This window comes from Nocardioides sp. (genome assembly GCF_025964975.1).
In the GTDB taxonomy this organism is placed as follows: domain Bacteria; phylum Actinomycetota; class Actinomycetes; order Propionibacteriales; family Nocardioidaceae; genus Nocardioides.
Genome location: NZ_JAOPXV010000068.1, coordinates 1 through 11,944, shown reverse-complemented (window position 1 = coordinate 11,944; position 11,944 = coordinate 1). Strand labels below are relative to the sequence as shown.

Below are 11,944 nucleotides of genomic sequence, written 5' to 3'. Positions count from 1 at the left end.
TCGCCCGGCCGCCAGATCGTCCTGCAGGTCCAGCGGGGTCCCTCCTGGGCATGGGTGGACACGCTCCGGCAGACGACCGAGACTCGCGTCCAGTTCGCTGCCCCGGCCACGGCTGAGGGCCAACCGTTGACGTATCGGGTCAAGGCGGTGCGTCATCAGGGGCTCGGCTCGGTGACCAGCGCCTCCGTCAGCACCGCACCCTGGCTCGACCCCACGTGGACCGATGAGTTCGACGGCTTCGAGCTCTCCCCGAAGTGGCACCACCGCGGGACCAACTTCGAGCCGCAGAGCCTCCGGAGCTGCTCCCAGGGGGATCCCTCGGCGGTCCGGGTCGCCGGGGGTGCGGTGCGGCTCAGCGTCCTGCGAGACCCCACCAGGACCGAGAAGTGCAGGGCCTATGTCCGTGGGGACCACCTCGGCAAGTTCGCCTACCGGCTCAACGGCCACATCGGCACCGAGGGCGCCTTCTCCTTCAAGTACGGCTTCGCTGCTGCCCGCATCAAGTTCCACCGCGAACGCGGGCAGCACGGCGGCTTCTGGATGCAGCCGGTCGGCGGCATGCTCCCCGGCAGCAGCGGTCACGAGATCGACGTCATCGAGTACTTCGGCGACCGGCATCCCCTCGGCGGGCTGGCCACCTTCATCCACCGCTACCAGGGCAGCCACATCGTCAAGACCGGCTCCCGCGTCGCCAACGGCCATTCCTTCCTCAAGGGCCGGCGCGACGGCTGGTCGAAGAACTACCACGTCTTCTCGGTGCAGTGGACCCCGCAGCGGCTGATCTTCCGCATCGACGGCAAGGAGAGCCACCGCATCAACGGCGGCATCTCCAACGCCCCGCAGTACCCGATCCTCAGCCTGCTCTCCTCGGACTACGAGTTCGTCGAGATGACCGACAGGCAGCTTCCCCAGCACATGTACGTCGACTGGGTACGCGTGTGGGAGACCGGGGACCCGACCGCCGGTCAGTGACGCAGACACGCTTCTAGGGTTGTCCCATGAGTGACACGGATGAGCCGGTGCCCTTCGAGGTCTACCGGGACGGTGTCTGGCTCCACGGCACCAAGGCAGACCTGCCCATCGGCGCGATCCTGAGCCGGGGCGGACCTCGAACTTCGAGGACGGCCGGGTGATGAACCACGTCTACTTCACTGCCACCCTCGACGCGGCAGTCTGGGGCGCCGAGCTCGCGGCCGGGCCCGGCAGGGGACGCATCTACGTCGTCGAGCCGACCGGCGAGTTCGAGGACGACCCCAACGCCACCGACAAGAAGTTCCTTGGCAACCCGACGCAGTCGTTCCGGAGTCGCCAGCCGCTCCGGGTCGTGGGTGAGGTCGTCGACTGGGTCGGACACCCGCCGGAGAGGTTGCAGCCCTGCGAAGCGGACTGGAAGCCTTGCGACGACAGGGTGCAGCCGAGATCGAGGACTGAGTCGCACCAGTTGTTTCCAGTCCTGTGGACCCGCGGCGTGCGAAGGCTGGCACATTGGACCTCGTGAGCTACCTCCACAGTCGACTCGGCGGCCATGAGGAGCCCGAGCGTGTCCGGGACGTCCAGCCGCGGACTGCGGCGCGGACGACACGGGAGGAACCAGCAGACGGCGGGTTCCGGAAGATCCGGTGCCGGGCCGAGGTCACCGGACTGCACGCCGTCAACCTCGTTGCCGACATCACCGACGCTGCCGCGCTCGCGCCGATCGTCATCGTCGACCTGTCGCTGACGGCACGCATCGACGCGGTCGGCCTGGGCGCGTTGGTCTCGGGGGCGCGGGCCTGCCGCGACGCGGGCAGCGAGCTGCGTATCGTCGGGGCGAACGGCATGGTCGCCCAGGCGCTGCGGTTCACGGGCCTCTCCCGTGCCCTGTCCACCCACGCGACCGTCGAGGACGCGCTCCGTGGAAGGTGAGGTTTCGCTCGACCGGGCGGCGTAGCGTCGCAGCATGAGCGAACGCCTGCAGGTCCCCAGCAACGACGGCCGCACCATCGAGGTGCTCGTAGGCGGTGACCCCGATGGCACGTGCCTGCTGTTCCACGGCGGGTCGCCCTCGGCCGTCGCGGAGTCGCGGCGGTTCGACGACACCGTCGCGGACGCGGGGTTGCGCATGCTCACCTGCTCGCGGCCCGGGTACGGCGCCTCCACCCCCCGCGCCGAGGCAGGTGCGTACGCCGACGACGTGACCGACTCCGTTGCGGTGCTCGACCACCTCGGGATCGACCAGTTCGTCACCGCGGGCTGGTCCGGCGGTGGCCCGCGGGCGCTTGCGTGCGCGGCGCTGCTGCCCGACCGGTGTCGAGCCGCGGCGACGATCGCCGGCGTTGCGCCGTACGACGCCGCCGGCCTGGACTGGTTCGACGGCATGGCGCCGGAGAACCACGCCGAGTATCACGTCGCCGAGCAGGGGCGCGACGCCTACGGTGCCTACCTTTACGAGCACGCCCTTCCGGTCCTGCAGGCATCGGCCGAGGAGGTGGCGGACGCCCTTGGCGGCCTGGTGACGCCCGTGGACGTCGCTGCCCTGGACGCGGAGTTCTGCGACTGGATGAGCCGCACCTTCAACCACGCCGGCGCCCAGGGCGTGGTCGGCATGCGCGACGACGGGCTGGCAGCCGTCGCGCCGTGGGGCTTCGACCTGGCGGACATCCGGGTGCCGGTCGCCGTGTGGCAGGGCCGTCAGGACGCGATGGTGCCCTACGAGCACGGGGTCTGGCTCGCGGAGCACGTCCACGGTGCCGAGAAGCACCTGTTCGAGGACGAGGGCCACCTGTCGCTGATCAGGCAGCTCGACCGGATCCTCGCCGATCTCAAACGGCTCGGCGGGGTCGGCTGAGCGACCTCGGAGCCGCCCCGCACGTCCCCGCGCGGAACGCATGCGTCGCGTTGGCCGGGGTACGCCGAAGCCATGACCCCACCCCAGGAAGCTTCCCCGTCCAGCACGCCCCAGGACCCGACCGCGATCGACCAACCCGACACCGAGGGCGAGGACCTGTCCCCGCCGGGCGACCCCGCGTCGGTGACGTCCCACATGGGTGACGAACCCGACCACGGGGAGGACAGCTACCAGGGACACGGGCGCCTCCAGGACCAGGTCGCGGTGATCACCGGGGGTGACTCCGGGATCGGCCGGGCCGTCGCGCTGACGTTCGCCCGAGAGGGCGCAGACGTCGTGATCGCCTACCTCGAGGGCGAGGACGAGGACGGACAGGAGACCGCGCGACTGGTCGAGGAAGCCGGGCGCAAGGCGGTGCTCGTCCCCACCGACCTCACCGAGGAGACGGCGTGCCGGGCGCTGATCGACAAGGCGGCCGACGAGTTCGGACGCATCGACATCCTCGTGAACAACGCGGCCTACCAGATGGCTCAGCCAGGTGGTCTCGCCGACATCACGACCGAACAGCTGGACCGCGTCTTCAAGACCAACCTCTATGCGATGTTCTGGCTGACCAAGATGGCGCTGCCGCACATGGGCCCCGGCAGCTCGGTCATCAACACTTCCTCGGTGCAGGCGTCATCGCCCTCCCCCGAGCTGATGGACTACGCCGCCACCAAGGCCGGCATCGTCAACTTCACCCGCGGGCTCGCCGCTTCCGTCGCGGAGAAGGGTATCCGGGTCAACTCGGTCGCCCCGGGACCCATCTGGACTCCGCTGATCCCCGCGACGATGGACGAGGACAAGATCGCAACCTTCGGGGAGGACACCCCGCTCGGGCGTGCGGGGCAACCGGTGGAGGTCGCGACCGCCTTCGTCTTCCTCGCCAGCGACGAGTCCCGCTACATCACCGGTGAGGTCATCGGGGTGACCGGCGGCAAGCCTGTGTCCGTCTGAACCAGTCGATCCCGGCGGATTGTGGAAAACGTCAGCGAAGCGTCTGTCGCGCCACTATCGTCGCGGGGACGGTCTCTGCCTTCTGCGCGCGCTCTCGGCCGTCCGCGCGCCCCGAGGAGCCCGAACGACGTGACCGCACTGAGCACGCGTTTGCCGTCCGGGCGACTGTGGTGGGTCCCCGGCGTGCTGCTGCTTGCGGTCATGGTGGCTGTCGATGTCTCGCTCGAGCGCCAGATCAACGGGGCGTACGCCGCTGCCGCCGTCCTGGTCGCGATCACGACCGACGTACGCCGCACTGCGGGTGTCGCCGCCCTCGTCCTTGCGGCGTCGGTCGCCTCCGGGGTGTGGAACGACAACCTGGGTGAGCGCTCCTGGGCCGTCCGGTTCGCCACCTGCATCCTGATCTGTGGGTTGGCACTCGCCGCCGCCCGCACCAGCCAGCGGCAACGCGAACGCCTGGAGCGGACCACCCTGCTGGCCCAGCGAGTGCTGGACGCCCTCGCGGTGGAGCTCACCGGAGCCCGCACCATCAAGGACGTGGTGGAGGGGTTCCTCGGCCACGCAGTGACGACGATGGGCGCCACGTCGGCGATGGTCCTGACCCTCGACGCGGACGACGTGCTGCGGACCGTCACCTGGCACGGACGCACCGGCGACGGTGCTGACCAGTACCAGGAGATCCCCCTGTCCAGCGACCTCCCTGGGGCGTGGGCCGCGCGCACCCGCACGGATGTGCACTACCGATCGCTGTCGGAGATCGTCGCCGCCTTCCCGGAGCTCGCGAAGTACTACGCCGAGGACCGGTGCCTCCACCTCCTCCCGCTGCACCGGGACGGCGTGACGCACGGCCTGCTGGCCCTCACCTTCCCGCCCAACCTCTTCACCCGCGCCGAGGACGGCTTCCTCCACTCGCTTGCGGGTGCACTGACCAGTGCCGGGCTGCGTGCCAGCGAGCTCCAGCAGCAGGACGCGGCGACGCAGCGGACCTCGCTGCTCGCGGAGGCGTCGATGACGCTGTCGCGCAGCCTCGACATGGAAGAGACGGTTGCCGAAGTCGGTCGGATCCTCGTGCCTCGCTTCGCCGACTGGTGCTCACTCCACCTGCTGCGTGACGGCAAGCTCGAGACCGTGGCCGTCCAGCACCGCGACCCCGAGACCACCGCGTGGGCGCGGTCGATGCAAGGTGCCTTCCCGACCCGGGTGGACTCCCCCACCGGGGCAGCCAGGGTCGTTCGGACCGGTGAGAGCGAGATCTACCCGTTCATCCCGGCGGATCTCATCGAGGCCGCTGCCGTCAACGACGAGCACCTGGAGATCCTGCGGCGCCTCGGGCTGACCAGCGCGATCATGGCCCCGCTCGTCGGGCGCCAGGGCGTCGTCGGAGCGGTGACGCTGATCCACGCCGAGTCAGGTCGCCGCTACACCGAGGACGACCTGACCTTCCTCGAGGAAGTGGCCGCCCGGGTGGCGCTGGCGCTTGACACAGCCGCGACGTTCGAGCAGCAGTCGGAGCGGCTGGCGGGCGTGACGCTGGTGGCCGAGGCCGCCCAGCGCGCGATCCTGGCCCTGCCGCCCGCGCGAATCGGTCCCATCGCCCTGTCGGCGCGCTACCTCTCTGCCGCCGTGGAGGCACACGTCGGTGGTGACCTCTACGAGGTCGTGCGCGGGCCGTCGTCGGTTCGGTTGCTGGTCGGCGACGTGCGAGGCAAGGGTCTGGCCGCCGTCCGCACCGCCACGGTCGTGCTCGGCGAGTTCCGGGCCGCTGCCGCAGGCAAGGGCGACGTCGCGCAGGTGGCACGCGAGATCGACCGGCGGATCGTGCCGTACCTCCCCGACCCCGAGGACTTCGTGACCGGCGTGCTCGTCGACATCGAGCACGACGGCCGCTTCAGTGTCGTCTCGTGCGGGCACCCCGCCCCGGTCGTGCTCACGGAGGGCGGCGGCGTCGAGGAAGTGGCGTTGGAACACTCTCCCCCGCTGGGTCTCGGCGTCGACCCGGTCGCGGCGTACGGCAAGCTCAACCCGGGCGACCGGATGCTGCTCTTCACCGACGGCCTGATCGAGGCGCGCCTGCCCGACGGCGGCTTCATCGACCCCAGCCCGTTCCTCCCGTGGGTGGGCCGCTCGGACTTCGGTTCCGCGCTCGACGGACTGCTGGCGGAGCTCTATTCCGCCGCCGGTCCGTCGCTCGGCGACGACCTGGCCCTGCTCCTGGCCGCCTACGACCCACACACGGGCGACGTCCCCGCTGACGACTCGACTGAGCTGGTCGCCCAAGCGGCGGCGTTCACGGGCCTCGCGTAGCAATCATCTGCCAGCATGGCAGCATGAGCGATCGTCCGGGCGTCCCCACCCAGCACGCCCTCTCCGCTGAGGCACCTCGATCGCTTACGAGGTGACCGGGAACGGGCCCACGGTCGTCATGGTCGGGGGGGCCCTGTGCCATCGCCGGATGGGCGCCGTCGATGAGCTCGCACCACTTCTCCAGCACCAGTTCACGGTGGTGGGCTACGACCGGCGGGGTCGAGGCGACAGCGGCGCGGGCTCGTCGCCGTACGACGTCCAACGCGAGGTCGACGACCTCGTCGCCGTGCTGGGAGCCGTCGGCACGGTCGCCTTCGTCTTCGGCATGTCGTCGGGGGCAGCTCTGTCCTTGGAGGCCGCCAGGCAGGGCGCTCTGAGCGGCCGCCTCGCGGTGTACGAGCCGCCGTTCATCCTCGACGCCAGCCACCCTCCCGACCACCCCGGCTTCACCGACCAGCTGCGCGAGCACCTGTCGAAGGGTCGGCGCACCCGCGCAGTGCAGACGTTCCTCCGTCTCCTGGGCGTACCGGCCCCAGTTGTCCTCGTGCTGCCGTTGCTGCAGATGTGGAAGAAGCTCAAGGCCTCTGCGGACACGCTGCCCCACGACTTCGAGATCGTCTCGCCTACCGCCGGGGAGTCCCCCTGCCGGAGGGCCACTACGGCGCCATCTCCTCGCACACCTTGGTGATCGCCGGAGGCAAGAGTCCCAACTACATGCGCAACGCCTCGGAGGCGATCGCGGCGCAGATCCCCGACTCCGAGACGGCCGTGCTCGACGCTCAGACGCACGAGGTGAAGGCCGAGGTCATCGCTCCCGTGCTGACCAGGGCACTTCCTTCGATGACAGGAGAGCACAAGTCGGCGGACTCGGCCTTGGATACGGCGGGCACACTCGCGCCATGACCTCATCGCCTCGCGGAAGTGCCCGTTCGCAGAGCGAGGAGCTCCTCGAGCGCATCAGGACCATCGATCCCCTGACCAACGCCGTGTGCACCGTGCACCCGCACGCACTCACGCAGGCGGACCGGCTCGACGAGGAAGCCGCGGCGGGAACTGTCCGGAGCCCTCTCCATGGCCGCGCGGTGCTGGTCAAGGACAACATCGACACCCACGACCTGCCGACCACCGCGGGGTCGCTGGCGCTGGCCGACGCCCCACCACCGACGGCCGACGCCACGCTGGTCCAACGCCTCCGTGCGGCCGGCATGGTGGTGCTGGGCAAGACGAACCTCTCGGAGTGGGCCAACATTCGGGATGAGGCGTCCACCTCGGGATGGAGTGCGTACGGCGGCCTCACCCGCAACCCCTACGGCTTGAACCGCTCCGCCGGTGGTTCCAGCTCGGGCAGCGGCTCGGCGGTTGCGGCCGGCCTTGCGCCGTACGCCATCGGCACGGAGACCGACGGCTCGATCAGCTGCCCGGCCGCCTTCAACGGGTGCGTCGGGATCAAGCCGACGGTCGGAACCGTGCCCACTGCTGGTGTCGTGCCGGTCTCGAGGTCACAGGACTCTCCCGGGCCCATGGCCAGGACCGTCGCCGACGCGGCAGCACTGCTGACCGTGATGGCCGCCAACGGCATCGAGTACGCCGAGCACGCGGTCCCCGGCCGGCTCGCCGGCAAGCGCATCGGGGTGCCGCGAGCGACGTACTGGGGCTATTCGCCACACGCAGACGCTGCCGCCGAGCGGGCACTCGGACTGCTGGCTGCCGAGGGCGCGACCATCGTGGACAACACCGACCTCCCGCCGCTCGCAGACGAGGTGTGGGCGGACGAGATGGTCGTGCTGCTGGCGGAGTTCCGGGCCGGCGTCGCGGACTACCTCGCCACTCGAAGCGGCGCCGTCCCGCGGACGCTGGACGAGATCGTCGATTTCAACCGCAAGCACGCGTCGACGGAGCTTGCGCACTTCGGCCAGGGCCTGTTCGAGGACGCACTGGCCGGACCGACCCAGGGCAGCCCCGAGCACCGGGCGGCTCGCCAGCGGGGACTGGAGGCCGCCCGGAAAGGTGGCATCGACCGCGTGCTGCGCGAGCACGCGCTGGATGCACTGGTCACGCCGTCCTATCCCCCGGCCCACCCCATCGACCTGGTCAACGCGGAGTCGTTGGCCGGTGCCTGCACCGGACCGACTGCCATCGCCGGCTACCCGCTGGTCACGGTCCCGACCGAGCTGGCCGCCGGTCTGCCCGTGGCCGTCTCGTGGTGGGGCCCGGCCGGGAGCGAGACCCACCTCATCGAGATCGCCCACGGCTACGAAGCAGCGCGGGACCGGTCCAGCGGACCGCTGGCCGCTCCGACGTTCCCGGGGTTCCTCTGACCCGTCGCTCCGGGTCGCCGATCAGGACTCGATGAGGGCGAAGGTGGCCAAGGCATGAACGAGGGACCTCCCGTCCTGCTCCACGTCGGCCTCGCACACCGTGAGCTGTTCTCCGCGCTTGCGCACCGACGCGGTGACGACCAGTCGCCCGCACCTGCCAGGGCGCAGGTAGGTCAGGCTGAGCTGGCTCGTCGCCGGGACCTCGTCGCCCACGGCGCTCCGGACGGCCTCGCCCATCGTGGCGTCCACCAGAGTCGCCAGCAGGCCGCCGTGGACGGTGCCGGCGTCGTTGAGGTGCCGTTCGTCCACGTCCACCTCGAGCGTGGCCATGCCGTCGTTCCCGGCCGGGTCGTGGGCGCCGATGAGCTCGAGGAAGCCCTGCTGGATGTCATTCACGCGACGGGGGTACCCACCCCCGACGACTCGATCCGCCGCCCGGCGGCCGACACCAGGAGAAGCAATGCGCATCGTCATCACCGGCGCCAGCGGCAACATCGGCTCCGCCCTGCTGAGACAGCTGACCCGGGCGGGTGGGCACGAGCTGGTCGGCCTCGCGCGTCGCCGGCCCGACGACGTCGCCCCGTTCGATGACGTGCAGTGGTCGCCGGTCGACCTGACCCGAGCCGAGGACGAGGCCGCTCTGATGGCCGCGTGCGTCGGAGCGGACGCCGTCGTGCACCTGGCGTGGGGGTTCCAGCCCTCCCATCGTGAGGACTACCTGGCCGAGCTCGGTATCGGTGGGACTCGACGCGTCATCGAGGCGGTGACGGCTGCCGGTGTCCCGCACCTTGTGCACATGTCCTCCGTCGGCGCCTACTCCCCCAAGCAGGACGACGCCCCGGTGGACGAGAGTTGGCCGACGGAGGGGGTGCCGAGCTCCATGTACAGCCGGCACAAGGTGGCAGCCGAGCGGCTGCTCGACCGGCTCGAGAGCGATACCGGCCGCGGAGGGCCGGTGATCACCCGGCTACGACCCGGCATCGTCGGCCAGCGCAGCGCCGGAAGCGCTCTGCTCCGCTACGGCCTCCCCGGCGCACTGCCGTCATCGTTGTTGCGGCACGTGCCGATACTTCCCCTGGACCGAGGACTGACCATCCCCATGGTGCACGCGGACGACGTGGCCAGCGCCGTCGTCTCGGTCCTGGAGTCGCGTGCCCCGGGCGCCTTCAACCTGGCAGCCGAGCCCCCAGTCACGGCCGCCGACATCGCAGCCGCGCTCGGAGCGCGCCTCGTGCAGGTGCCGGCGGCGGCGGTGCGGGTGGCGGTCTCCCTGAGCTGGCGAGCGCGCGTCCAGCAGGTTGACGCGGGTTGGGTGGACATGGGGTACGCCGTACCGCTGCTCGACTCCTCGCGGGCCGCCTCCGAGCTGGGCTGGTCGCCGGCCACCGACGCGCTCTCGGTCCTGTCGGAGACGGTGTCAGGGATGAGGGACGCCTCCTCGGACCACTCGCCGGTCCTGCGGCCACGTTCCGTCGCAGGAGCCCTGGGCCGCTTCGCACGCCGAGGCCCGGTCGCCAGTCGCGAGCAACCCTGAGGGCCCCCGGCAACACCTGACAGGTTCCGCGGTCAGGACGCGATACTGCGCTGGTAGTCCCGGAGGGCATCGCCGACCTGGGCGGCCTCGACACTCAACGACTGGAGCAGGGCCGGCACCCGGCTGTCCTCCGGGTCGGCTGCGGCGGCCTGGAGCTCGGCGGCGAGATGAGTGAGCCGGTGGGCTCCGAAGTTCGCGGCCGTGCCCTTGAGCGTGTGGGCGCGGGTCACCAGGCCCGGACCGTCGTCGGCACGGTGGACCTCCTGCATCTGCTCAGCCTGGATGACGGCGTTGATGGCGAAACGGCCGATGATCTTGGTGAAGAACTCGTCGTCGTCCAGGTCGGCGCGCAGGTCGCTGAGGACGGCCGCGTCGATGGACGTCTCGGGGGATGACGGCTCCCTGGGGGACGCTTCTCCTATGGGGGCCGCCTCCGTGGCCTCGACAGGCGTGGCGGGCCCGGCGGGCTCCGCGGCTTCGGCAGGCTCCGCGGTCTCGGCGAGCCCGGGCGGTTCGGCGGATTCGGCTACGGCCGCCGGGCGGCTGGAGAGCGCTGCGAGCAGCTGGGCGGCCCGGAGAGGCTTGCTCAGGTAGTCGTCCATCCCTGCCGACAAGCAGCGGTCTCGGTCCTCCGCCATCGCATTGGCCGTCAGGGCGACGACGTGTGGTTGCCTCTCGTCGGGCAGCTCGGCTCGGATCTGTCGGGTCGCCTCAAGGCCGTCCATCACCGGCATCTGCACGTCCATCAGGACCACGTCGTAGCGTTGGCGCCGGACGGCCTCCAGGGCTTCGAGACCGTTGGCGGCGACATCCGCACGGCATCCCAGCTTGGCCAGCATCCCCAACGCCACCTTCTGGTTCACGACGTTGTCCTCGACGACGAGGACCTTCAGCCGGGCGACGTCGCCCCGCACGGGATCGGCCGCAACCGGCTCGGACGGAGCGGGCGCGCTTCGCACCGCCTCCAGCACCGCGGCCGCCATCGCCCACGGCTTGACCGGCTTCGTGATGCGAGCGACGTGGCCGAGCTCGGGGTAGGGACTGTAGCGATCGCTCAACGACGACATCAGCACGAACGGCAGCTGCTGGTCCTTCGAGGCGTTGCGGAGCAACCGTGCGAGGGCGAGTCCGTCCATGTCAGGCATCTGCAGGTCGATGACAGCCAAGTCGAAACGTCGACCCCGACGGACCCAGTCCAACGCGGTCCGGGGATCGGCTGTGTCCGCCGGCACCAGGCCCCACCCGACGAGCATGTCGCGCAGGATGACGCGGTTGGTGTCGTTGTCGTCCACGACGATGACACGGGTGCCGGCCAGGCCGGCCAGCCCGGCCATCGTCCGGCTCCGGCTCCCGGGGACCTTCTGTTCGGGAGCTGAGTGGAGAGGGACGCTGAAGTAGAAGGTCGACCCCTGCCCGACCCGACTCTCGGCCCACACCCGGCCACCCATGGCCTCGGCGAGCTCCCGGCTGATGGTCAGTCCGAGGCCGGTGCCTCCCACTGGCCGGGTGGGTGAGGCATCGGCCTGGGTGAAGGAGTCGAAGATCGTGTCCATGTGATCGGCCCGGATGCCCATCCCGGTGTCCTTGACCTGGAACCAGAGCTCCCCCGACCCCTCGTCGACGGACACCCGGAGCACGACCTCCCCCACCGCGGTGAACTTCACCGCGTTGGTCAGGAGGTTGACCAGGATCTGCCGGACCCGGGTGAGGTCACCGAGGACGACGCCGGGGCAGTCCTCGTCGGCAACGTACATGAGCTCGAGGCCCTGGGCCGCGGCCTGCGGAGCGACGAGATCGACCGCGGACTCGACGCACTCGGCCAGGGCGAAGGGACTGGTCTCGAGCTCGATCTTGCCGGCATCGATCTTGGAGAAGTCGAGGATGTCGGTGACGAGCGCGAGGAGGCTCTCGCCCGCACCTCGGACGATCTCGAGCTGCTCGACCTGCTCGGTCGTGAGATCGGAG

General features: G+C 70.5%; 11 protein-coding genes and 1 pseudogene. 10 read left to right on the top strand and 2 right to left on the bottom strand.

Translation table 11 applies throughout. From position 1 onward, the window contains the following. From JWN68_RS04965 to JWN68_RS04925, 9 genes and pseudogenes are all read left to right on the top strand, one after another. The coding region (locus tag JWN68_RS04965) for a glycoside hydrolase family 16 protein (protein ID WP_297735563.1) at nt 1-972 on the top strand (972 nt) is incomplete at its 5' end. A 26-nt stretch (nt 973-998) separates the two neighbouring features. After that, nucleotides 999-1,431: pseudogene (gene arr, locus JWN68_RS04960) on the top strand (NAD(+)--rifampin ADP-ribosyltransferase). Between the two features lie 63 nt (nt 1,432-1,494). After that, nucleotides 1,495-1,905, top strand: coding sequence for an STAS domain-containing protein (locus tag JWN68_RS04955; protein ID WP_297735560.1), 411 nt, complete (start codon nt 1,495-1,497; stop codon nt 1,903-1,905). Nucleotides 1,906-1,939: 34 nt separating this feature from the next. After that, nucleotides 1,940-2,827 carry an alpha/beta hydrolase gene (locus JWN68_RS04950; RefSeq protein WP_297735557.1) on the top strand — a complete coding sequence of 296 codons (888 nt, stop codon included), beginning with the start codon at nt 1,940-1,942 and terminating at the stop codon, nt 2,825-2,827. Nucleotides 2,828-2,899: 72 nt separating this feature from the next. Further along, a complete protein-coding gene (locus JWN68_RS04945; RefSeq protein ID WP_297735554.1) occupies nt 2,900-3,823 on the top strand; it encodes a glucose 1-dehydrogenase in 924 nt (307 codons plus the stop codon). A gap of 129 nt (nt 3,824-3,952) precedes the next feature. After that, nucleotides 3,953-6,127, top strand: coding sequence for a GAF domain-containing SpoIIE family protein phosphatase (locus JWN68_RS04940; RefSeq protein WP_297735551.1), 2,175 nt, complete (start codon nt 3,953-3,955; stop codon nt 6,125-6,127). A 148-nt stretch (nt 6,128-6,275) separates the two neighbouring features. Continuing rightward, nucleotides 6,276-6,815: an alpha/beta fold hydrolase gene (locus JWN68_RS04935; RefSeq protein WP_366519744.1), complete on the top strand. Its 540-nt coding sequence runs from the start codon at nt 6,276-6,278 to the stop codon at nt 6,813-6,815. Further along, on the top strand, nt 6,809-7,030 hold the full coding sequence (locus JWN68_RS04930) for a hypothetical protein (protein ID WP_297735548.1): 222 nt from the start codon (nt 6,809-6,811) through the stop codon (nt 7,028-7,030). The genes JWN68_RS04935 and JWN68_RS04930 overlap by 7 nt, the downstream gene beginning before the upstream one ends. Continuing rightward, nucleotides 7,027-8,445 carry an amidase family protein gene (locus JWN68_RS04925; RefSeq protein WP_297735544.1) on the top strand — a complete coding sequence of 473 codons (1,419 nt, stop codon included), beginning with the start codon at nt 7,027-7,029 and terminating at the stop codon, nt 8,443-8,445. The genes JWN68_RS04930 and JWN68_RS04925 overlap by 4 nt, the downstream gene beginning before the upstream one ends. 21 nt (nt 8,446-8,466) lie before the next feature. On the opposite strand, the gene JWN68_RS04920 is transcribed toward JWN68_RS04925, so the two are convergent. Then, the gene (locus JWN68_RS04920) at nt 8,467-8,841 is read right to left on the bottom strand and encodes a PaaI family thioesterase (RefSeq protein ID WP_297735541.1); all 375 of its coding nucleotides are present in this window, start codon (nt 8,839-8,841) and stop codon (nt 8,467-8,469) included. 64 nt (nt 8,842-8,905) lie between these two features. Here JWN68_RS04920 and JWN68_RS04915 point away from each other — a divergent pair, with 64 nt between their 5' ends. Further along, the gene (locus JWN68_RS04915; RefSeq protein ID WP_297735537.1) at nt 8,906-9,979 is read left to right on the top strand and encodes an NAD-dependent epimerase/dehydratase family protein; all 1,074 of its coding nucleotides are present in this window, start codon (nt 8,906-8,908) and stop codon (nt 9,977-9,979) included. A gap of 32 nt (nt 9,980-10,011) precedes the next feature. Here JWN68_RS04915 and JWN68_RS04910 read toward each other — a convergent pair. Next, nucleotides 10,012-11,944, bottom strand: a 1,933-nt coding sequence (locus JWN68_RS04910) for a hybrid sensor histidine kinase/response regulator (RefSeq protein ID WP_297735535.1), incomplete at its 5' end; no start/stop codon positions are given.

What these genes read in the sequence shown, in the direction of transcription:
- JWN68_RS04950 (WP_297735557.1), top strand. Translation starts at nt 1,940, where the DNA reads ATGAGCGAACGCCTGCAGGTCCCCAGCAACGACGGCCGCACCATCGAG.
- JWN68_RS04945 (WP_297735554.1), top strand. Translation starts at nt 2,900, where the DNA reads ATGACCCCACCCCAGGAAGCTTCCCCGTCCAGCACGCCCCAGGACCCG.
- JWN68_RS04935 (WP_366519744.1), top strand. Translation starts at nt 6,276, where the DNA reads ATGGGCGCCGTCGATGAGCTCGCACCACTTCTCCAGCACCAGTTCACG.
- JWN68_RS04925 (WP_297735544.1), top strand. Translation starts at nt 7,027, where the DNA reads ATGACCTCATCGCCTCGCGGAAGTGCCCGTTCGCAGAGCGAGGAGCTC.
- JWN68_RS04915 (WP_297735537.1), top strand. Translation starts at nt 8,906, where the DNA reads ATGCGCATCGTCATCACCGGCGCCAGCGGCAACATCGGCTCCGCCCTG.